Genomic DNA, 21,013 nt, shown 5'->3' with positions numbered 1-21,013 from the left:
GTGCGCCTAAATTTCGTGAACCTGGCCGAGTTCCACAAACGCCTTGGTAATGGTGGTTTTTGACACGCGACCAACGACTTCATCATGGTCTCCCCGCGTCACAGGCAGCGAATCCACTTCGTGGCGCGTCATCAAGACAGCTGCTTCGTAGAGCGTAGCGTCGACGTCCACCGTAATCACGTTCGGAGTTCTCGTCATGACGAGACTGACCGGGACCTTGTGAATGTCCGACCCGCCAATCGCGACCTTCAACAGGTCTTTGCGTGAGACAATGCCACACAAACGACCGCCGCGCGCAACAATAATCGTCCCAACATCCTCCACGAACAGTGCCACCACAGCGTCGTACGCGGAACTGCCTTCCTCAAGCACCGTAGGAACAGACTTGTAGTCGCGGACATACAGTTTTCGCAACGTCTCGCCAAACAGGTCAGCATTCTTTTTGCCGCTGTAAAAGTATCCGACCCGTGGACGCGCATCAAGGAACCCAGCCATTGTGAGGATCGACAAATCGGGGCGCAGTGTCGCTCGAGTCAAAGAGAGTGACTCAGCGATCTGCTCTCCGGTAATCGGACCGTTGCGTTTGACAATTTCGATAATCGCCTGCTGACGACTCGAGAGTTCGATGAAACATCACCCGCTCACAATTGTGCCATACTATATATCGAATTCTTGGCATTAGTATATATCATTCAAACACAGTTTGCACCCGATGTTCGTTAGTTTTCCCACTCGGTGAGGCTCTGTAAAATCTCGCGAGATTTCAGTGACAGACCCGCATAGTCAAACATCTGTGTGCGCAAGACGTTGTCGAGCGTCCGAACGCTCTGTGCGGTCAGACGAACGTCTCCCAGCCGTTCCCAAGGGATGACACTGAAACTTTCCAAAACTCGCGGCAGTGCGCGTTGTAGTGCAATTCCTTGGCGCCGGCTGCCAGCAGCGTCATCCGCGGTTTTGCAACTGCCGCACACACATCCGCCTTCTTCCGGGCTGTACCAGCCGCCTTGCACAAGTTCGGCCCCACAACGTGCACATCTGGTCCACGTCGGGCTTGCCCCCAGCATCCGCAACACCTTGGCCTCCCATATCCGAGCCACGATGGCTGGGGCCGTGCCATAGCCTGTCGCGTCCGACTGCCCATAGCCGCTGCCTCTGGTTAGCCGGTCTAGTGCGCCGTTAAACTGGGTGTACACAGCGCTACTCCCGTGTGGCCGTTCTTCCGCAACTGCCCCCACCAACTCACAAAAATAGGCGGCATACGCCGCCCGCTCCAAATCTTCGCGCAAGGTCCTCCTTGCGTCCAGTACTTCCACTTGGTTCAGCTGTCCCATTCCGCGATTCTGGTACAGTGCATACATCCCGCGTACACACAGCTGCACACCTGCTGACAAACGACTTTGCGGCTTTTTGGCACCCCGAGCCATTGCAGCCACGATTCCGCTCGGAGTCAGCAGGTTCACAATCGTATGGGTCTCGCCGTAGGCGGTGGCACGCACCACCACCGCTTCTGTGTTATAGTTCAAACTTACTTCGTCTCCGTCTTGTGGTTTGTCTTCGGCCGATCAAGTTGTTCATGTTTTTTATACAATAAGTAAGCACCGATGTCACCCGTCAAGGTAAAGTATCGCCAGGAAAACTCCCGCAACCAAATCGCCCCCTGTCCAGAGTTCAAGTTCAGCTGCGTGGATTGAGGTGCCGTCGTAATTAGGTTGCCGCCGTCCTACCGGCTTATACTATGCATCGTTTGCCAGTCGGGGCACTGGCTCTGTCTAAATTGCTCTACTCCTGCTCATCAAATCCGAATCGGCGCAGGAAACTCGGCTCGTTGCGCCAATCCTTCTTCACTTTGACCCACAGTTCCATAAAAATTTTCGTTCCCAGCAGCGCCTCGAGTTCCTGCCGAGCCAATTGGCCCACGCGCTTGAGCATATCGCCGCGCTTGCCGATCAGAATCCCCTTCTGGCTCTCCCGCTCTGTGTAAATCACCGCGCCGATGTGTAGTACATCGCTGCCTTCTTTTCGTCCCAACTGCTCGATTTCGACCATGACAGAATGCGGAACTTCCTCCCGCGTGAGTCGGAGCACCTTCTCGCGTATGACTTCTGCGATAATGAACTGCTCAGGGTGGTCTGTCAGCATCTCGTCAGGGTAGTACTTTGGACCTGCTGGCATTTCCTTTAGGATCAAGGCCTTCAGCGTGTCAAGTTGTGTCCCGTCGCGAGCACTGATCGGAATAATCTCCCGAAACGGGTATAGCTTGCGATATGTATCAATAAACGTCAGTACGTCTGGTTTTGAGACCGCGTCGACTTTGTTGATCGCCAGGTACACAGGTGTATCTACCGAACGCAGACGGTCAATCACGACCTTGTCTAAGTCTGGCCGATTCTCTGTGGCGTCAGTGACCATTAACACGACGTCTACTTCCTTGAGCGCGTTCTCTGCGGCCGTAACCATGTACTCGCCGAGTTTGTGACGCGGTGAGTGCAACCCTGGCGTATCGATAAACACCAATTGCGCATCATCCGTCGTCAGCACACCATGGATGCGGTTGCGTGTGGTCTGAGGTCGATTCGACATAATCGCTATCTTTTGTCCAACAAATGCGTTGAGGAGCGTCGATTTACCGACATTGGGCCGGCCAATCAACGCAGCAAACCCAGAGCGAAACGTGTTATGCGTCCCGTCCCCAGCAGCCTTGCCCTTCTGACCCTGCACGCGATGACCTCCTATCACAGTTTTATGCCGGAGCTTGTCCGTCCCGGCTCATCGTAAAAGCGCCTACCACGCACCACAGCCACAGTAAAAATGCGACTGAGGTAATCACAAGTCCACTGACGTGAACCGCACTGAAAATCCTCATTCGCCAAGGCCAGGTTGCGAATCCAACATACAGCGCAATCGCAACTGCCCCAGCCGCGACGACCAGTACCGCGCCTGCTGCAGCATCCTTCGCCACCTCTGCCGGGTAAACCCGCTGCCCATCTGTCGCCAGGTCGGTGGCAGCCTCTACCGCCGTATTGACGAGTTCCGTCGCAATCACGACTGCACAGACAAATATGTCGAGCGCGACAAGTCCTGCGCGCGGTCGAACCGCAGCGTTAAACGCAAGCACGCACAAACCGGCTGTAAAGTGAACACGCATATTCCGTTCCGTCTTGAGCGTACGCGCGACGCCCCGACCGGCATACAAGAAGCCGCGCGCAAAGCGTCCGACTGAACTCACCGCGCGAGACCGATACCATCAAGCACTTCGTCTTGGAGCGCGAACATGGTCTGTTCATCGGAAGGCTCTTCGTGGTCATATCCATTGAGGTGAAGAAAACCATGAACAAGCAAGAAGCCAACTTCTCGCGCCAGGCTGTGGCCATACTCTTGTGCCTGACGAACGGCAGTTGGCAAGCTCACCACGATGTCGCCAAGCATTGGCGAATCGACTGACAGTTGTTCGTCCATCGGAAACGACAAAACGTCCGTGGACCGGTCGACGTCGCGGTACGCCTTGTTCAACTCGTGAATTTCCTCATCATCGACAAACGACACAGAAACTTCGCCGACCGCGTTGATTCGCGTGGCCGCAGCAGAGAGTACACGGGCCACGAACGCGCCCGACGTCACTTCCGCCGGCGCATCTGTTACACGTACGTCAACATCGACTTCTAGGCCTGCACTCACTTCGCCATCTCCTTTCGGATTTTGTCCGGATCAGGGTATTCAATACGCGCGTGGTAGATCCCGCTCAATGTCTTCATAAAGGCTGGCACCATGACATCAAGGTCTTGCAGTGTCAAATCACATTGGTCCAACTGCCCATCCTCAAGCCTATCCCGGATGATTTTGCGGATCACGCCTTCCACCCGGTTCGGCGTCGGTTTCGCCATTGCGCGCACCGCAGCTTCGACGGCGTCGCAGATCATCACAATTGCGCACTCGCGAGTCTTAGGCTTGGGACCGGGATAGCGGAAGTCGTCCAACTGGACGGTTCCATTTTTATCCTGTTCACGTGCCTTGTTAAAAAAGTACCACAGTGCAGTCGTCCCGTGATGGGTAGCGCAGATATCGCGAATCGGCTTTGGCAGACCCGCCTTTTGAAGCATTTCGAGCCCGTCCGAAACATGTGACGTGATGATGAGGTGGCTGAGACTCGGCGCGATTTTCTCGTGCGGGTTCTGCTTCGTCATCTGATTTTCGACGAAAAAGAGCGGTCGCTTGGTTTTCCCGACGTCGTGATAATATGCGCCAACCCGGCACAGCAAGGGGTCGGCGCCGACAATTTCAGCCGCCGCTTCCGCCAGATTCCCGACTATTAGGCTGTGGTGATACGTGCCTGGGGCCTCCAGCAGAACTTTGCGCAACAGTGGGTTGTTCGGATTCGACAACTCGAGCAAGTGGATGGCTGTCAGCAGACCAAACGCGCTTTCAAAGAACGGTAGAATGCCCATCGTTAAGACTGCGGAAAGAATGCCGTTGAGAATCCCGAAGCCCGCGTGAAGTGCGAACGAGTGAAAAGTCGCACTGTTATCAGCTTGAAGCAGGTGCATGGTCAAAATAGACAGTAGGTTCATCCCTGCGACGAGAAAGCCCGCTCGCATGAACGTCGAGCGGTGTGTGACAGTCGCCACACTGTACGCGCCGACGAGGGACCCAAGAAAGCTGATAAACGCGTACCAAAAGTTGAACCCCATCGCAGCGCCGAACCAGAACGACACAAAAAACGAAGCGACAACAGCGAGTGACGCATCTGTCAGGACCGCGAGCAACATCGCTCCGACCGCAACGGGCAGAATAAACGCAGCGGAGGAAGGGGCTCCGCCGTTGATGAGCCCCTTCGTGACGCTAATCGCGATGCCCATTAAGAGCAACACGAGAGCGGTGACCAAGAGCAACACATTGTCTAACCTGCGGCGCGGTGGCCGACGCTCAATATACGCAGCTAGCGAACTGATTGAGACGAGCACAAACAGCAGAAAGCCGATGGTCATGCCGTAGTCGTGTTGGCCACTAGACAGGCCCACGTCTTTCATCCGCTGCAGGACACTTTGTGTGATGACACCGTTTTTTGACACGATGATGTCACCTTGGTGAATGTAGACGTTGCCAACCGCCTTCGCTGCAGCTTTGCGAGCTGCCTCTGTCGCCGCCTTATCGTAGATCATGTTCGGTTGGAGCGTACTGACGACTAAGTTTTGCACAAGCATGCTCGATGTGTGGCCCAGGTTGTACTTGACAATTTGTTGGTCCACCAGAAGCTGAGCTTCCTGCAATGTCTCTTTATAAAACGGAGTCGCAAGTAAGTCGTGCACAATCCGTTGCGATACACTCTGAATCACCCCCTGTTGTTGGGGGCTCATGGCAAGCAGCGCCGAGAGCGTCGCTGAAGTGATACCTTTGGGTGCAGAGGCCGTGAGACTGGCCAGTTTGTCTGAGGAACTGAGCTGTTTATCTGTCGACAACTGGCCAAGTACTTGAAACAGACTCGTCAATTGGTTCTCCGCTGTCGTTTCGACAGAGGAGGACTGCACATACTGCTTGGTGACGCGGTCCATTGCGGCCTGTTGTGCTTGTAAAGTCGCCTCTGTATCTACTGCAGTGACAGGCGCAACAATCGTAACAGGGCTCGTCTGTCCCACCTGAAACTGATATCTCGGTGGGAGAACGCTGCCGACGAGGAGCGCGAACATGGCGATGCCAAGGCCAACGTAGATCCCGACGCGCACGCGGCGGTTCTCCCGAAACCTAGGATCATCCATCCACTGGCGCAATATTTGAGTCCACCTTGCAAACATCCCGATAACCCCTTACACAAAAGCCTGTGTCTGTGAAACGCCTTCGTACGCCTGAATGATCTTCCTGACCAAGTGATGTCGCACCACGTCCTGCTCAGAGAAAAACTGGAACGCGATTTCGCTGATGTCCCGCAGGATGCGCGTCGCTTCAATCAGTCCTGATTGCCGTCCGGACGGCAGGTCGATCTGCGTCACATCGCCCGTGATGACCATCTTCGAGGCAAAGCCTAGACGCGTCAAGAACATTTTCATTTGTTCCGGCGTAGTATTCTGCGCCTCGTCAAGGATGACAAACGAGTCGTCGAGTGTGCGGCCGCGCATGTAGGCAAGTGGAGCCACTTCAATGTTCCCACGTTCGAGTGCTCGCTGCACTTGTTCTAATCCGTACACGTCATACAGTGCGTCGTACAGTGGGCGCAAGTAGGGATCGACTTTCTCTTGCAGGTCACCAGGCAAAAAACCAAGATTTTCGCCAGCTTCGACGGCAGGCCGCGTCAGCACAATCCGTTTGACTTCGCCGCGCTTAAGCGCCATTACAGCCATCGCCACCGCCAAGTAAGTCTTGCCTGTACCAGCAGGCCCAACGCCAAACACGATGTCGTGCTTGCGAATCAAATCAACATAGTGTCGCTGCCCGAGCGTCTTGACTCTGACCGGTTTACCCTTATGCGTCGTTGCGACTTCAGCAGTGTACATAGCGACGAACTCGCCGAGCTCATCCCGCTTGGCGAGGTCAATAGCGTACCGATAATCATTGTCGGACAACTGCATACCCAGTTGAGAGAGCTGCGTGACGGTCCGGAGGATGCCGATCATATGGTCAACCTCGGCCTCTCCCCCAAAAAATGACACCTCTGTGCCGCGTGTCGTGACTTTCGCATCAAAGCTGTCATCGAGCAACCCGAGTAAGGTGTCGTTGGGTCCTAGCACGGCCTTCGCCTCATCGTTGTTGGCAAAAGACCACTTGCGGACCACTTCGTCCTTTGTCAAGCGCTCACCCACTCCTTCATGGTTTGTCCAGAAGCGCGTTGATCACAGCCGTTGTGAGTTTCCCAGTTACGGGGTTTGCTCGTTCGACTGCAAAGGGGCCATAGCTGCCGGGGCGCCAATGTCCTCTTCCGTTCGCGTCATGACTGTTTCATATAGATTACCACGCGAAACTTGTCGGTGTAAAACAGTTTGCCCGAGGACAACGCCCGTCTTCCCGGTTTGCCGGCGCACGTCCGCGCGGGCCATGTCAAGCGCCACTTGTTCAGCCTGTGTAACCGACCGCTGCCAGACCTGTGGCAAAACTTGTTGCAGTTGTACTTGCTGCCATTGGATTGGTAGCCGCCAGCGGCCAATGTGCCAATCCGTTTCGGTATCGCGAGCCACCGCGTCCGTATAGCCTGGTTCCGACCACCCCCACACGCGTAAGTGGAAGCCACCTGTGGTCAGGTAGTCCCGTGTGACCGAAGCGCCTGTCAACCCCGCTTGGCGCACTGTGAGAGGAACTTCAACTGTCGATTTGTACCACACTTCGGCCAGTACTTCACCTCGAGCGGCGATTTGTTTGGTCCCATCACCCAGATTTCCCGAAATGGCGATTTGTCCTGGCACAACAGCTTGCCCGGGGTGAACAAGTGCGATGCCGCGTTCGGCAATGACGCGTTGAATGACGCCAGGCTTGGTAACACGGATGTCGCTAGGCGTTGCACTCTGCGCAGTCACACCCGGAATCTTCTCGACCACTTCAATTTCTGCCTTGACCCCGACCACGCGCACCCCTACCCAGATGGCGTCAGGCAACTTGCTCAGGAGTGCACGTTGAATGTCGTTGACATCTTTTAGCCGGTGTTTCCACACGCCCGGGTACAGACCGCTTTCCCGCGCGGCAGCCAGCACAGTTTGTATCTGATCCGGGTTTGCGCCAACGACTGACACTTGCCACACCATCGAACTCGCGGCGACAAGCAAGACGATGAATGCTCCGGCACCGCCAATCAATAACCTTCTGCGCAAAAGTACCCGAACCAAAAACGGGAGCCCCCGCCGTTCCAAAAACCGTATTTTCACGCGGTGTCGACGACACACGCGGTATAGTAGCGAAAAGTGTGGTAGGGCGATCTCCAGCGTGCACGTGGTACCTGCCACGCGGATGTCGTAAAGAGGGATGCCAGATTGGTGGAGCGCACTGACAACTTGTGAACACGCTGGACCAGACAGACGCATACAGAGGCTCCCAGATAACCATAACGACACGCGACCGCTCATGGCCTAGGTCCCCCGTGCTTGTCGTACGTAATGCGTGTGATATCGCCCTTTAGATGAACTTCCTTCGCGGCCACCAATGTGACTGTAAACCCGGTCCCCTCCACGTGTACTGCATGAAGGCCGAGGTCAGCGACGAGTTCGGTGTCAGAGACATTCATCAGCGACTCGACGTTATAGAGTGTCAGTTCGTTTGCATTCAGACATGTCAACCGCGACACATCGAGCAGTGTGTCAGGCGGCAGGGCAAACCACTCTGTTGCAGCCTGCTTGAACCGGCTTCCGAATGTGCGCATGGCTGTCCCCCCTCCCAAACATGGATATGAGGTCCGGGGCAAGGCTAGTACATCTGTCTGATTCCAGGCGCACAATCAAACGAGGCTGACCCAACTGGGCCAGCCTCGTCTCATACATGCGGTCTTTTGCGGTCCTTTTCAGGGCGCCTTAAGGCAACAATCCAGATACGACTTGTTGCGCCAGCTTCCCGTCCGCCTTCCCGCGAATTTCCTGCATCAGTTTCGGCATCACTTTGCCGACATCCGACTTTCCTGACGCCCCGACTTCTGAAATGATACGCACAGCAATGGTACGCACCTCTTCTTCGGACAACTGGGCAGGCAAGTACGTTTCAAGAATCCGAATTTCCTCTTTGGCCGCGTCTGCCAGGTCGGCACGACCTGCATTCTCAAACGCCTGGAGGGAGTCCCGACGCTGTTTGAGTTCTTTTTGTACGACAGCCAAAACCTCTTCGTCGTTCAGGGATGCACCGCTGTCAATCTCCTTGTTTCGGATTGCCGCTCGCACCATTCGAATCACGGACAAACGAACCTTTTCTTTGTCCTTCATCGCCTGTTTCATGTCGTCCGATAGTCTCTCAGACAACGTCCCCATGCGTCGGCCTCCTCATCAACGTCCCTACAGTGGTGCAATCAGAATGCGCGTTTTTTCTTCCGTGCTGCAGCCTCGGACTTCTTCTTACGCGCCACGCTCGGCTTCTCGTAGTGCTTGCGTTTGCGCATTTCAGCCAAAACCCCGTCTTTGGCAGTCTGCTTCTTAAAACGACGCAGCGCACTGTCCAGGGATTCATTCTTCCGAACCTTGATATCGGACATTCTCTCTCCCTCCCTCCAACCCAGACGCAAACCGTCGGTCAGAATGATTATAGTACAGCCGAAAAAGGGGTGTCAAACACACAAATCCCACAGAATTCCTGTGAAATCGGCGTTTTGACGGAGCCTTCTCCTCACACCCCGCGCGCTAACACCCGCTTGTCATGGCAGGACAAACTCGAACATAGCATAATCGACAGGGGGGAGCGCCTATGACATGGAATTTTCTGGCGGCGTTTGCTGCCGTAGTCGCCTTCATCTCCGCCCTGCGCGTGATGCGCACAGGTCTCGAAGGCCTCGCGAATGGTCGTCTCCCGCAGCTACTGCGCCGCTTCGCTGGCACCCCCACGCGCGGCATTATCACTGGCACAGCCCTCGCGACCGTGCTTCAGAGCAGTTCCGCAGTCACAGCGATAACCGTCGGGCTCGTGGCAGGTGGCAATCTGCTCTTTCGCGACGCGGTTGGTGTTGTCCTCGGCGCGAACGTCGGCACTACGCTGACGCCTCAACTCCTCACCTTTCCACTCTGGAACTTGGCTGTGCCGTGTTTAGCAGTCAGCATCGCAGGCCTGATTGCTGCGCGTTCTCTACACCGACCTACACTTGTCCCACCAAGTTTGGCCTTAGCCGGTTTTGCGGGAATCCTGATCTCACTGCAGGTCCTCGTCCAATCCCTTCACCCTGTCGCTAGCATGCCGTGGTTCGCCAACTGGTTAGAGACCGCCGGCGACAATCCCTGGCTCGCCTTGCTCACAGGCGTTGTCACAAGCGCGATGCTGCAGTCTAGCACGGCGACCACAGTCATCACGATGGCCTTGTCCATGGACGGTTTAATTCCGATCGAAGGAGCCATCGCCATCGTCCTCGGTGCGAACGTCGGAACGTGTGTGACTTCAGTCATCGCTGCGATTGGGCAACCGCGCTCCGCAGGCCAGGTTGCGCTCGCGCACGTCCTTTTGAACGTCGCTGGCGCAGTACTTGGAGTGCTTTTCCTTGAAGGCTTCGGAGACGTAATCGTCGCCCTCGGTGGCAATGCCGCTCGCCAAGTCGCGAACGCACACACCGTCTTCAACATTGTCTGTACGCTGCTGGCTTGGCCATTCATTCGCCAGTTTTCCGCGCTTGTGGAGTGGTTACTCCCGGACAAGCGACGGGCCCGATGACGTCCCTAGTCGCGTCGCACCCCAGCGCAGAAACTCGAGTGCCGCCTCACGCGTGCGAACGCCTCCAGCTGCTTTCACGCCGTGACCCGGACCAGCCGCTACCGCCATTAGTGCCACGTCCAACAGTCGAGCGCCAGACGGGGCGAATCCGGTGGACGTTTTGACCATGTCGGCGCCAGCTGCAACAGCCACCAGCGAAGCTTTCACCACCTGACCCACAGACAGAAAATGCGTCTCCAGGATTGCTTTCACTAGTACCCCTGACTGAGCGTGTGCAGCCTGCGCAACTACTCTCACAGCCTCAGCGACGCTCCACACGTCGTCTTCCCGCATCGAACCAACGGGAATGACAAGGTCCACTTCCGTCGCTCCCGCTGCAATCACCGCTTCGGTTTCGGCGCGAAGTGCGTCCGGGTGGGCCGTGCCGAGTGGAAAACCGACAACGGTGCAAACCCCCACGTCGCTGTCTTGAAGAACAGCTTTTGCCGCCACGACGTGCTGCGGATTGATGCAAACCGCGTGAAAATGGTGCTTTGCGGCAGTTTCACAGAGGTTCTCAACATCCACCCGACTCGCTTCCGGCTTTAACAGCGTATGCTCGATAGCGGCCAGCAGGGCTGACTTGGGCGCCAAGACGTCGCGTGGGAGTGAGACGTCATTGTTGGCCGTGTTTCGCCACACTGAACCTTGCGGGGCCAAATCTGGAGCTGTGGCCGACAGTTCAGCGCGCACAGAGTCGATGAATGCCTCAACCCAAGTCGACACACTCGGCCAAACGGCCGCCAACTGCCCCCGGTCTTTGTCAGGGTCCAGGCGTCGCACTGACTCCCAGCCATTCATGTGCCACGTCAGTTGTAGTGCTGCCTTCTCAAACACCCATCGCCAGTTGTCATAGCCAAGTTCGTCGTGGCGGGCTTGCGCCTGCTTCCAAGGCATGTAGTAGGCGCGTTCAAGCTCCTCGACCTGCGGCTGTGGTTCATCTGACTCATCCACCGCGCGCAGGAGAAACAGACGCACTTCCTTGCGGACATCTACGCCATCGCGTTTGATGAAATAGTGAAGGCGCCCAAGCGGAGCAAGGACATGCGCCTCTATCCCGGTCTCTTCCGCAATCTCCCGGACAGCTGCCTCTTCCCAAGTTTCGCCTGGTTCGAGGTGCCCTTTGGGAAACGCAACCTTCCCGTACGCGTCGTCTATCAGCAGCACCTCTAGAGCCTCTGCTTCACCGCGCACCACCAAACCACCCGCTGCTCGCTCCACTTTGGTCATGCGTATCGACCTTCCTCTCTTGCTGCATCAGACTGGTCATCTGACGAAGTAACTCGACCCGTGGCAGTCCCAGTCTGCAAGTCACTCCCTGCTTCCGTCAACCGAACCGTACATACTTCCCCTACCCAGTCCGGCGCTGAAGTTCCGCGCGGCAAGGAGAAGGAGACTTTCAAGTAGTTATCCGCGTGACCGACCAACCAAACGGGTTCATCAGCCGCAGAACTGCGCGCTAGCGTACCGCCGTTTTTGCTCGCGTCAGACACCGCCAGTGGCTCTTCAGGGATGACTTCCAGCGTACGGCCGACAAACTTCTTTGCATACCTCAGTGTCAACTGCTCAGACAACGCGAGCAGGCGCTGCACGCGCTCCTCTTTAACACCAGCCGCCACCTGATCGGTATACCGCGCTGCGGCCGTACCTTTGCGTGGAGAATACGGAAACACATGCAACTGCGAGAACTGCTGTTCGTCGATGAAGTGGATTGTGTCCTCAAACTGTTCATCCGTTTCACCTGGGAAGCCAACAATGACATCGCTTGTGACAGCGAGTTCCGGCAGTGCCTGGCGCAAGTGAGAGAGCGTTTGTGCAAATTCGGCCACCGTGTAGTGACGGTTCATCCGCTTCAGCACAGCGTCGTGGCCAGCCTGCAAAGGGATGTGCAAGTGGTTGCAGACCTTCGTGGAAGATGCAAGCACATCGACAAGTTCTTCATCCACTTCGCTCGCCTCAATCGAAGAAATGCGCACGCGGTAAAGTTCAGGAATGTCCTCCAGCGCGCGCAGGAGATGTGCGAGTCTGTAGCCGTCTAGGTCGGCACCGTACCCGCCAGTGTGGATCCCGGTGAGCACAATCTCTCGGTACCCTGCCTTCGCCAGTTTTGTTGCCTGCGCCACAATATTTTCGGGCTTCCGGCTGCGCACTAGACCGCGCGCGTAGGGAATAATGCAGAACGTACAGAAGTTGTTGCAGCCATCCTGAATCTTCAAATTCGCGCGAGTCCGCTCTTCGAACCACGGCACGTCCATTTCTTCAAACGTGCGTGTGCGCAGGATATTTCCAACCTGAGGCGCACTGGGCAGGACGGTTTCCTCTGTGTCCGCATACGGGTGCTGCTCGCTGCGAGCTGCCTCCACGAGGGAGACAATCTGGGACTTCCGGTCATTTCCAACCACTAGGTCGACGCCCGCAATCGCTGCGACTTCACGAGGCGCGACTTGCGCGTAACAACCCGTGACAACAACCGTTGCGTCTGGGTTCGTTCGCACTGCACGGCGAATCATCTGGCGCGACTTGCGGTCGCCAGTGTTGGTCACCGTACAGGTATTGACCACGTACACATCGGCCCGTTCTTCAAACGGGACCTGCGTGTACCCGGCGTGCTGAAAGGTCTGCCAAATGCCTTCCGTATCGTAAAAGTTGACTTTGCACCCGAGTGTATGCAGTGCGACAGTCGGCATGTTCCGTCACCCCCCTAATTCCCCGCTTTCGCAGAACACGGCCGTAGCTGCGACCAAACCCGCAGTCTCCGTTCGCAAGATACGCCCTCCCAGCGTCACGGACTCAGCGCGAAACGTATCGACCCACCATGAACGCTCCGCATCGCTGAAGCCGCCCTCTGGTCCAACGACCAAGACCACGGGGCCAGGCAACTCCCGCCAATTCGAAGTGCTGCTTTTCAGCGCCTGTCTGATGCCGCGCTTCGTCTCTCGCTCATCGAGCAGAAGGACTCTGTGTGGACTAACTTCTGCGAGCACCGTCTGCAGGCCCGGGGCCGCGCTGTAGTAGGCAACCTGCGGCACGATGTCACGTTGGGACTGACTGGCAGCTTCCTCTGCAATACGCTGCCAGCGCACCACTTTAGCACTGGCGCGGTCAGCTGTAAGCCGCCCAACTGTGCGCTCCATGGCCGTGATCCACACACCCCAGACGCCTAGTTCAGTCGTGCGCTGTATGACCTCGTCAACCTTGTCGCCTTTCGCCATCCCTTGAACGATGAGAACCCGAACTATTGGATCTCGGCGGGGAGTCCCACCGCCAATCTCCAAGGTGGCAGTGCCGCGCTTGCTGTCCACCGACACAGCCACTGCGTCGTGCGGACCGTTGGTTCCTGCCACCACGAGTGTTTCCCCAACTTCTAGGCGCAGGACACGCGCGAAGTGGTGCCCGGTTTGTCCATCCACCACCAGTGATTGCCCCGGAACAAGCGTGTCTGCAACGAACACCCGGCGCATCAACGCTGACGCACCGCCATCGTCGCAATCCAGTCCTCGCGCTTGAAAGTCTGAAGTATTTCAAGACCCGCTTGCGTCAGTGCGGCCTCGACTGCAGAACGCTGTGACTCGACATAGCCCGAGGTAATGTAGCGCCCTCCCGGATTCAATGCCTCTGTCGCGTCCGGCGTCAGGGCAATCACCGGGTCACGCAGGAGATTCGCAACAATGACATCATAGTGGATGTCCGGCGCAGACGACAACAAATTACCTTCGCTCACATCAATAACATGCTCGACACGGTTCTCCACGACATTGTTCGTCGCGGCAAGCACCGCTACCGGGTCGAGATCGACGGCAAACACCTTCTCCGCCCCGAGACGAGCCGCGCCGATTGCCAGAATCCCTGTTCCACAGCCGACGTCAAGTACGGTGCGCCCAGCCACAGCGGCGGCCTCGAGGGCCTCCAGACACATCTGTGATGTCGCGTGCAAACCCGTGCCAAACGCCATTCCCGGCTCCAGGACGACGGGATGCCGCCGTTCACTTTCAAGAATTCGTTCAACCTCGCTGTCGTCAACTTCCCACTTTGGGACAATCAGCAGGCGTTCACCCACTCGATGGGCGTGAAACTGTTCTTTCCACGCATTCGCCCAACTTGCGGGATCGACAATCTCTGTTCGGACAGCCTGCCTTGCAACCCCAAGCGGTAGCCCGCCTGCCTCGACGGCCGCGAATGCAACCTCCAACCGTGCCTGAAGGTCCGCCTCGGTTACAGACTCTGGAACGTAGACTGTCACCGTTACATCGTCGTTCTCGCGCGGCGCAAGTTCGTGCCACTCCCCATACTCCGGGTGTGCGACCTGAATCGTCTCGCCTTCAAGCTCCACACCGTTCACTTCGGGCCAATCGCCAAGCAGCGAGGCAACCGCATCGGCCGCCTCGCTCGCTATTTCAAATGTCACCTGTCGCCACAACAAAGGATGTCCACCTCAATCCCCAGTTTCAACCCCCGCTGCTCCCGTATCCTTCCGGCAAAAACCTCGGACGGACTCAGTGGTCGCGCAAAAAAGCGTTCTTCATGCGCTCGATAAACGTACGTGACTGCTCCTGTGGCGCCTCTCCAAGTTCGTCACTCAATTCACGAAACAAGTCGCGTTGCCGCTCGTTCAAATTCGTCGGCGTGATGACGTGGACGCGAACGTGTTCATCGCCACGCTGAATCCCGCCGCCACCGACCTTCGGGATGCCTTTGCCGCGCAGTCGAAACATCGTTCCGGTCTGTGTACCTTCAGGTATGCGCAACTTGACGTTGCCGTCAAGGGTGGGCACTTCGATTTCATCGCCAAGCGCAGCTTGCACAAAGGAGAGCGGAACATCGACGTACACGTTGTTCCCATCGCGTTCAAACACGTCATGCGGCTGTACGCGAATGACGATGTGCAAATCACCCGGTTGGCCACCGTTTGGACTCATTTCACCGGCGCCTGGCATACGCAGGCGCATGCCAGTGTCGACGCCCGCCGGCACTTTGATTTTGACGGTACGACGCACACGCCGCCGCCCTTGCCCATGGCAATCCGGACACGGACTCGCAATGCGTTTGCCAGTGCCGTGACAAGTACCACAAACCTTGCGATTGACCATCCGGCCAAAGGGAGTATTGACGACCGTCTGTTGCTCCCCGCTCCCGTTGCATGTCGGACACGTCTCGACGCGTGTACCAGGGCGCGCACCCGTACCGGAGCAGGTGCCGCACGTCTCCGTACGCGGTACCAGGATGTCATTTTCAGTACCAAAAGCGGCTTCTTCGAACGTGACCTCCAACTCGTATTCGAGGTCTGCGCCACGCTGTGGTCCACGTGCTTTCCCAGTGCCGCCGAAGAACATGTCAAAGATATCACCAAAGCCTCCGAAGTCCGAGAAGCCAGCACCCTGACCGCCAAAGCCGCCACCCATCCCCTGGGTTGGGTCGGCATGCCCGAATTGGTCATAGCGAGCCCGCTCGTTCGAGTCAGACAATACTTCGTACGCTTCGGAGACCTCTTTAAACTTCTGCTCTGCATCCGGGTCTTCCTTGTTCACGTCCGGATGATACTGTCGAGCCAATTTGCGGTATGCTTTTTTGACCTCGTCCTGAGTGGCGTCTCGGCCGACACCCAAGACCTCGTAGTAGTCTCGTTTATTCACAGGCGTCTCCCTCCCGCCACATGCCACCGTGACTATGGTATCACACGCGGGTAAGAACTTGGCAGGGACAAACTGTCCCTGCCAGTGTCGCTGCCGTCACAGTCGCGAAGCGACCGAGTTGGCACTCCCAATCCCCAAAATAGATTACTTGTCTTCGTCAACCACTTTGTATTCAGCGTCTACGACGTTGTCCTGTTCGCCAGTTGCCTCATTGCTAGAGGAGTCAGGCGCTGCGCCAGACTGAGTCTGCTCATACAGCTTCGTCGAAATCTGATGCAGGACCTCTGTCAACTCGTCATAGGCCTTCTGGATGGCAGCCGCATCGTCACCAGCCAAGGCGTCCCGCAGTTGCTTCTGCTTGTCATCGGCTTTCGCCTTCAGTTCCGCATCTGCCTTGTCACCAAGGTCTTTCAAACTCTTGTCGGTCTGATACAAGAGTGTGTCTGCCTGGTTGCGCAGTTCAATCTGCTCGCGGCGTTTCTTATCCTCATCCGCGTGCAGTTCAGCTTCTTTCATCATGCGGTCGATCTCGTCTTTGTTCAACCCGCTTGACGATGTGATGGTGATGCGCTGACTACGACCGGTGCCGAGGTCCTTAGCAGACACGTTCACGATGCCGTTGGCGTCGATATCGAACGAGACCTCAATCTGTGGGATGCCACGCGGCGCCGGCGGAATGTCACTGAGCGTAAACCGACCGAGCGTCTTGTTGTCGCGCGCCATCTCGCGTTCACCCTGGAGAACGTGAATCTCAACGGAAGTCTGGTTGTCTGCCGCAGTGGAAAACACCTGGCTCTTCGACGTTGGAATCGTCGAGTTGCGGTCAATGAGTCGCGTGAATACGCCACCGAGCGTTTCGATGCCAAGCGACAAAGGCGTCACGTCGAGTAGCACAACATCCTTTACTTCACCCGTCAGCACGCCTGCCTGAATTGCGGCCCCGACAGCGACAACCTCGTCCGGGTTGACACCTTTGGAAGGTTCCTTACCAATCACTCTCTTAATCGCCTCTTGCACTGCCGGAATGCGAGTCGAGCCCCCAACTAGAATGACGCGATCAATCTGGTTTGCAGACAGCCCAGCATCAGACAGCGCCTGACGTGTCGGACCCAGTGTCTTCTCGACTAGGTCTGCGGTTAACTCTTCAAACTTGGCCCGTGTAAGGTTTATCTCAAGGTGTTTCGGGCCGTTGGCATCTGCTGAGATGAAGGGCAGCGAGATGGTCGTCGTCAAGGTCGAGGACAGTTCCTTCTTCGCCTTTTCCGCTGCGTCCTTGAGGCGCTGCATCGCCATCCGGTCCTTGGACAGGTCAATGCCGGTTTCTTTGCGGAATGTATCGACCAGGTACTGCATTACGCGCTCGTCAAAGTCGTCGCCACCAAGGTGGTTGTTGCCGCTTGTCGCCTTGACCTCGAAGACGCCGTCGCCGAGTTCAAGAATAGACACGTCGAATGTGCCACCGCCGAGGTCATACACCAGGATGGTGTGCTCGCCCTCTTTGTCGAGCCCATACGCAAGCGCAGCTGCGGTCGGCTCGTTGACGATGCGCAAGACGTCGAGCCCTGCAATTCGACCAGCGTCTTTCGTCGCCTGGCGCTGACTGTCACTGAAGTATGCAGGCACCGTGATAACCGCCTGTGTGACGGTTTCACCCAAGTACGCTTCGGCGTCGGACTTCAATTTTTGCAAAATCATCGCCGAGATCTCTTGCGGCGTGTACGATTTATTGTCGATGTTTTCTTTATGGTCGGTTCCCATGTGCCGTTTAATCGAGATAATGGTGCGGTCAGGGTTTGTGATCGCCTGACGCTTTGCTATATCGCCAACAAGGCGCTCCGCGTCTTTGCTAAACGCCACAACAGACGGAGTGGTCCGGTTGCCTTCAGCGTTCGGGATGACAACTGTCTCTCCACCCTCCATGACCGCCACGCAAGAGTTCGTGGTACCAAGGTCAATGCCAATCACTTTTGCCATTCGTGTCTCCTCCTCATCGATTGCCAAGTAATCACTAGGTCCATCGCCTTTACCTGAACGGATTGACTGGCCCGGACCGGCCCAGGAAAACCGGCCACATTAAACGGTCACTTTGACCATGGCAGGGCGAAGCACGCGGTCTCCCAGCCAGTATCCCTTCTGCAACTCTGCTTGGACGATTCCGGCGGCTCCATCGCCTGCAGGTTCCTGCAACACCGCTTCATGCACATTTGGATCGAACGCCTGTCCAAGCACTTCCATCGGACGCACTTCATATTGCGACAGCAGCGTCAGCAACTGGCGCTGTACCATTTCAACTCCAGTCCGAACCGTTTGCAATTGCGCGTCTGCGGCCGTCAAAGCGGACATCGCACGGTCGAAGTTGTCCACGATCGGCAACAACTCACCGAGTAGCTTGCGCGTCGCAAACGACTGCAGCTCCTCCCGCTCGTGGCGGGTGCGTTTGCGAAAGTTGTCGAAATCGGCCTGCAGTCGCATCAGTTGCTGACGCAGTTGTTCACTCTCAGAAGTTTGAACAGCACTCTCCTGTTCCACTTCTCCGATTTCTTCAACCTCGAGTTCCACAGCCTGCGCCCCATCAACTTCGTCTGGCCCATCGTCCGCTTTGTTCTCGTCGATAGCCTTGGGCTCAGTCTCGAGATTTTGATCCGCAGTACTTTCACGAGCTTGTTCACTCATGTTGAAACTCCTTTCGTCTATGCAACTACCGCGCCCGCTGAACTCAGTCAGCCTCGGCGCGTTGTATTCCACGCGTCAGTGTTTGGCCTGCATAATCAAGGATTTGCATGACGCGGGCATAGTCCATTCGCGTCGGCCCGAGGACACCAATGCTGCCAAACGGTTCATTGTTTACGTGCAAAGACGTAGATATCACCGTACAGTCCTGCAGCGGTCCTGCCCCATTTTCGAGCCCAATCCGCACCTGAACCCCCTTGCCCCCAGTCGCCAACAACTTTCTCGCGGAATGGGCTTGTTCCAGCAAGGCAAGCACGGGACGCACCTTGTCCACATCGCGAAATTCCGGCTGCGCCAAAATGTTGTTTGTGCCACCGACATATAGTCGGTCGTCCTGGTCCTCTACAGCCGCTCGCAGTTCATCCAGCATAGCGACGGCATTCTCACAGTGCTCCATGACGTTTGCCAGCTCGTTCGCAATTTCCCGGTACGAACGCGACCGCAAATTGGCAACAGGAACTCCCTGAAGGCGTGCGTTCAGGAGGTTCACTAACTGCGTCATGTCGTCGGTTGAAATGTCTTCAACCCATTGCACTTGACGGCTTTGCACCTGACCGGAGTCTGTCACCAAGATGGCAACAGCAGCTCGCTCATGCAGTGGAACAAGCTGAATGCTTTTGATTTTTTCTTGGTAGACCTGTGGACCCAAGACGATTGCTGTGTACTGCGTTAACTGCGAGAGCAGAATTGCCGTCTGATGGAATACCTGCTCCACTTCGGTCATTTTCTCGACGTACACTTCGCGCAGCACCGACAACGTATCCTTGTCAATCTCCCTGCGAGAGAGCAGGTTGTCGACGTAGAAGCGGTACCCCTTATGGGAGGGAATACGGCCAGCGGACGTGTGCGGTTGGTCGAGGTAACCGAGTTCCTCAAGGTCTGACATTTCATTTCGGATGGTGGCCGCGCTCAGCTGAATTTCGCCCCGTTTCGACAGAGCACGAGACCCCACCGGCTCCGCGGAACGAACGTAATCCTCGACGACCATACTTAAGATCGACTTTTGACGGTCACTGAGCATCAAGAATCACCTCTCCTGTTAGCACTCATCACCATCGAGTGCTAAACCACTTCTTGACGATAACAAAATGGTGCCTACATTGTCAATGAAGCAAAGGGGTGATCATACTCCAATAAAGGCTTCGAACACGGCGTTTGCAATTGGCCAAGCCTGCCGCGTCAAGCGCAGGCGGTCACCCACCCACTCCAGTAAATTCAGCCTCTGCAGTCGCTCGATCTCTTGTCCGAACACCGCCCCCATGGATTGACCATGCCGCTTGGCAAACTCTCGTTTCGAAACACCTTCTGCAAGACGCAGACCAAGCATCATCGTATCCTCGCAAGCCTCGCGCAAGGACACGGGCTCACTAGTCGCAAAGGGGCGCGTTCCAGCCTGTACTGCCTGACCGTACTGTGCAAGGTTGCGCACGTTGGCGGTTCTCACGCCGCGAACGTAGCCATGCGCACCCACTCCCACTGCAAAATACGGCTGGTTGCGCCAGTACACCAAGTTGTGACGAGCTTCTTCGCCCGGTCTGGCAAAGTTGCTGACCTCGTAGTGAACAAAGCCGGACCGCTGCAGAGTGTCCCGGACAAGGTCATACATATCCCCTTCTAAGTCTTCTCCTGGGAGCGGCAACAATCCACGCGCTTGCCACTGCCCAAACGGTGTGCCTTCTTCAACTTTGAGCCAGTAGGCCGAGACGTGATTAACCCCGGTCGACAATACCTGTCGCAAAGAATCCTCAACATCGGATAGCGATTGTTCTGGCAGACCAAACATCAAGTCGAGATTGATTCGCTCAAAGCCAGCGGCGACCGCAGCATCTACGCTCTGGTAGACAGCGTCCACATCGTGGAGACGGCCAATAGTCATCAACAGTCGTGGTTCAAACGTCTGTGCCCCGAAACTCAGGCGATTGACGCCAGCCTGACGGAGGACAGCCAGTTTCTCTGCATCGACCGTTCCCGGATTTGCCTCCATCGTGACCTCGGCGCCGCTGACAATCGGCAGAGTATCGCGCATGCGCCGAAGTAAGACCTCGAGTTGTGTGGCACTTGGCAACGTAGGCGTCCCACCGCCAAAAAAGACAGTCTGCAAGGGCTCCGTCACGTCTGGTCTGAGAAGTTCAAACTCCCGAGCCAGGTGTTCAAGATATGTGTCAATCACACCAGGCGGCGCGACATAGGTCGTAAAGTCGCAGTAGTAGCACCGGCTCGCGCAAAACGGGATATGAATGTAAAGCGACCGGGCAGACTGACGACGACCCCGGTCGCGCAGGCGGAGTGGAAGATGGCGAGACATG

21 protein-coding genes and 1 pseudogene are annotated in these 21,013 nt (G+C 56.5%); 1 reads left to right on the top strand and 21 read right to left on the bottom strand.

The features are described 5' to 3' along the window. Positions 1 to 6: 6 nt before the first annotated feature. The 12 genes and pseudogenes from JC200_RS18815 to rpsU all read right to left on the bottom strand — a co-directional run bounded on the left by JC200_RS18815 (position 7) and on the right by rpsU (position 9,148). On the bottom strand, positions 7 to 627 hold the full coding sequence (locus JC200_RS18815; protein WP_274436598.1) for a transcriptional regulator CcpN: 621 nt from the start codon (positions 625 to 627) through the stop codon (positions 7 to 9). A 92-nt stretch (positions 628 to 719) separates the two neighbouring features. After that, positions 720 to 1,523, bottom strand: a complete 804-nt coding sequence (recO, locus tag JC200_RS18810; RefSeq protein ID WP_274433248.1) for a DNA repair protein RecO — start codon at positions 1,521 to 1,523, stop codon at positions 720 to 722. Between the two features lie 41 nt (positions 1,524 to 1,564). Further along, positions 1,565 to 1,645, bottom strand: a pseudogene (locus JC200_RS24510) (YqzL family protein); the annotation flags it as partial. A gap of 134 nt (positions 1,646 to 1,779) precedes the next feature. Beyond that, positions 1,780 to 2,718, bottom strand: a complete 939-nt coding sequence (gene era, locus JC200_RS18800) for a GTPase Era (RefSeq protein ID WP_274433247.1) — start codon at positions 2,716 to 2,718, stop codon at positions 1,780 to 1,782. 22 nt (positions 2,719 to 2,740) lie between these two features. Then, positions 2,741 to 3,226: a diacylglycerol kinase family protein gene (locus JC200_RS18795; protein ID WP_274433246.1), complete on the bottom strand. Its 486-nt coding sequence runs from the start codon at positions 3,224 to 3,226 to the stop codon at positions 2,741 to 2,743. Further along, the gene (gene ybeY / locus JC200_RS18790; protein ID WP_274433245.1) at positions 3,223 to 3,675 is read right to left on the bottom strand and encodes an rRNA maturation RNase YbeY; all 453 of its coding nucleotides are present in this window, start codon (positions 3,673 to 3,675) and stop codon (positions 3,223 to 3,225) included. Before ybeY ends, JC200_RS18795 begins: the two co-directional genes overlap by 4 nt. Beyond that, positions 3,672 to 5,762, bottom strand: a complete 2,091-nt coding sequence (locus JC200_RS18785; RefSeq protein ID WP_274433244.1) for an HD family phosphohydrolase — start codon at positions 5,760 to 5,762, stop codon at positions 3,672 to 3,674. Before JC200_RS18785 ends, ybeY begins: the two co-directional genes overlap by 4 nt. 36 nt (positions 5,763 to 5,798) lie before the next feature. Further along, entirely contained in the window at positions 5,799 to 6,776 is a 978-nt protein-coding gene (locus JC200_RS18780) for a PhoH family protein (RefSeq protein WP_274433243.1), read from the bottom strand. A gap of 66 nt (positions 6,777 to 6,842) precedes the next feature. Then, a complete protein-coding gene (locus JC200_RS18775) occupies positions 6,843 to 8,039 on the bottom strand; it encodes a sporulation protein YqfD (protein WP_274433242.1) in 1,197 nt (398 codons plus the stop codon). After that, positions 8,036 to 8,332 carry a YabP/YqfC family sporulation protein gene (locus JC200_RS18770; RefSeq protein WP_274433241.1) on the bottom strand — a complete coding sequence of 99 codons (297 nt, stop codon included), beginning with the start codon at positions 8,330 to 8,332 and terminating at the stop codon, positions 8,036 to 8,038. The genes JC200_RS18775 and JC200_RS18770 overlap by 4 nt, the downstream gene beginning before the upstream one ends. Positions 8,333 to 8,480: 148 nt before the next feature. Then, positions 8,481 to 8,927 carry a GatB/YqeY domain-containing protein gene (locus JC200_RS18765; RefSeq protein ID WP_274433240.1) on the bottom strand — a complete coding sequence of 149 codons (447 nt, stop codon included), beginning with the start codon at positions 8,925 to 8,927 and terminating at the stop codon, positions 8,481 to 8,483. 38 nt (positions 8,928 to 8,965) lie between these two features. Then, positions 8,966 to 9,148 carry a 30S ribosomal protein S21 gene (gene rpsU, locus JC200_RS18760; protein WP_274433239.1) on the bottom strand — a complete coding sequence of 61 codons (183 nt, stop codon included), beginning with the start codon at positions 9,146 to 9,148 and terminating at the stop codon, positions 8,966 to 8,968. A gap of 209 nt (positions 9,149 to 9,357) precedes the next feature. Between rpsU and JC200_RS18755 the strand changes: the two genes are divergently transcribed. Beyond that, positions 9,358 to 10,308 (top strand): Na/Pi cotransporter family protein, encoded by a 951-nt coding sequence (locus JC200_RS18755; RefSeq protein WP_274433237.1) that lies wholly within the window; start codon positions 9,358 to 9,360, stop codon positions 10,306 to 10,308. On the opposite strand, the gene deoC is transcribed toward JC200_RS18755, so the two are convergent. The 9 genes from deoC to hemW form a co-directional block, all read right to left on the bottom strand. Then, a complete protein-coding gene (gene deoC, locus JC200_RS18750) occupies positions 10,279 to 11,577 on the bottom strand; it encodes a deoxyribose-phosphate aldolase (protein ID WP_274433236.1) in 1,299 nt (432 codons plus the stop codon). The genes JC200_RS18755 and deoC overlap by 30 nt on opposite strands. After that, positions 11,574 to 13,034: a tRNA (N(6)-L-threonylcarbamoyladenosine(37)-C(2))-methylthiotransferase MtaB gene (mtaB, locus tag JC200_RS18745; protein WP_274433235.1), complete on the bottom strand. Its 1,461-nt coding sequence runs from the start codon at positions 13,032 to 13,034 to the stop codon at positions 11,574 to 11,576. The genes deoC and mtaB overlap by 4 nt, the downstream gene beginning before the upstream one ends. Before the next feature lie 6 nt (positions 13,035 to 13,040). Then, complete coding sequence (locus JC200_RS18740; protein ID WP_274433234.1) at positions 13,041 to 13,808, bottom strand: RsmE family RNA methyltransferase; 768 nt, start codon at positions 13,806 to 13,808, stop codon at positions 13,041 to 13,043. Beyond that, the gene (gene prmA / locus JC200_RS18735) at positions 13,808 to 14,767 is read right to left on the bottom strand and encodes a 50S ribosomal protein L11 methyltransferase (protein ID WP_274433232.1); all 960 of its coding nucleotides are present in this window, start codon (positions 14,765 to 14,767) and stop codon (positions 13,808 to 13,810) included. The genes JC200_RS18740 and prmA overlap by 1 nt, the downstream gene beginning before the upstream one ends. 73 nt (positions 14,768 to 14,840) lie before the next feature. Further along, a complete protein-coding gene (dnaJ, locus tag JC200_RS18730; protein ID WP_274433231.1) occupies positions 14,841 to 15,977 on the bottom strand; it encodes a molecular chaperone DnaJ in 1,137 nt (378 codons plus the stop codon). Positions 15,978 to 16,121: 144 nt separating this feature from the next. Further along, positions 16,122 to 17,951: a molecular chaperone DnaK gene (dnaK, locus tag JC200_RS18725; RefSeq protein WP_274433230.1), complete on the bottom strand. Its 1,830-nt coding sequence runs from the start codon at positions 17,949 to 17,951 to the stop codon at positions 16,122 to 16,124. A 99-nt stretch (positions 17,952 to 18,050) separates the two neighbouring features. Then, positions 18,051 to 18,650 carry a nucleotide exchange factor GrpE gene (gene grpE, locus JC200_RS18720; protein WP_274433229.1) on the bottom strand — a complete coding sequence of 200 codons (600 nt, stop codon included), beginning with the start codon at positions 18,648 to 18,650 and terminating at the stop codon, positions 18,051 to 18,053. 43 nt (positions 18,651 to 18,693) lie between these two features. Further along, positions 18,694 to 19,728 (bottom strand): heat-inducible transcriptional repressor HrcA, encoded by a 1,035-nt coding sequence (gene hrcA / locus JC200_RS18715; protein WP_274436596.1) that lies wholly within the window; start codon positions 19,726 to 19,728, stop codon positions 18,694 to 18,696. 102 nt (positions 19,729 to 19,830) lie between these two features. Next, entirely contained in the window at positions 19,831 to 21,012 is a 1,182-nt protein-coding gene (hemW, locus tag JC200_RS18710) for a radical SAM family heme chaperone HemW (protein ID WP_274433227.1), read from the bottom strand. Position 21,013: the final 1 nt, after the last annotated feature.

This window comes from Alicyclobacillus sp. ALC3 (assembly GCF_028751195.1).
Taxonomy (GTDB): Bacteria; Bacillota; Bacilli; order Alicyclobacillales; family Alicyclobacillaceae; genus Alicyclobacillus_L.
Note: the sequence above shows the minus strand (reverse complement) of the source record. Positions and strands in the feature narration are given on the sequence as shown.

Bases quoted from the DNA above. Each gene is read 5' to 3' on its own strand.
- hrcA (WP_274436596.1), bottom strand. From the start codon at position 19,728: ATGCTCAGTGACCGTCAAAAGTCGATCTTAAGTATGGTCGTCGAGGAT.
- dnaK (WP_274433230.1), bottom strand. From the start codon at position 17,951: ATGGCAAAAGTGATTGGCATTGACCTTGGTACCACGAACTCTTGCGTG.
- deoC (WP_274433236.1), bottom strand. From the start codon at position 11,577: ATGACCAAAGTGGAGCGAGCAGCGGGTGGTTTGGTGGTGCGCGGTGAA.
- JC200_RS18755 (WP_274433237.1), top strand. From the start codon at position 9,358: ATGACATGGAATTTTCTGGCGGCGTTTGCTGCCGTAGTCGCCTTCATC.
- JC200_RS18765 (WP_274433240.1), bottom strand. From the start codon at position 8,927: ATGGGGACGTTGTCTGAGAGACTATCGGACGACATGAAACAGGCGATG.
- JC200_RS18770 (WP_274433241.1), bottom strand. From the start codon at position 8,332: ATGCGCACATTCGGAAGCCGGTTCAAGCAGGCTGCAACAGAGTGGTTT.
- mtaB (WP_274433235.1), bottom strand. From the start codon at position 13,034: ATGCCGACTGTCGCACTGCATACACTCGGGTGCAAAGTCAACTTTTAC.
- JC200_RS18740 (WP_274433234.1), bottom strand. From the start codon at position 13,808: ATGCGCCGGGTGTTCGTTGCAGACACGCTTGTTCCGGGGCAATCACTG.
- hemW (WP_274433227.1), bottom strand. From the start codon at position 21,012: ATGTCTCGCCATCTTCCACTCCGCCTGCGCGACCGGGGTCGTCGTCAG.
- grpE (WP_274433229.1), bottom strand. From the start codon at position 18,650: ATGAGTGAACAAGCTCGTGAAAGTACTGCGGATCAAAATCTCGAGACT.
- JC200_RS18775 (WP_274433242.1), bottom strand. From the start codon at position 8,039: ATGAGCGGTCGCGTGTCGTTATGGTTATCTGGGAGCCTCTGTATGCGT.
- rpsU (WP_274433239.1), bottom strand. From the start codon at position 9,148: ATGTCCGATATCAAGGTTCGGAAGAATGAATCCCTGGACAGTGCGCTG.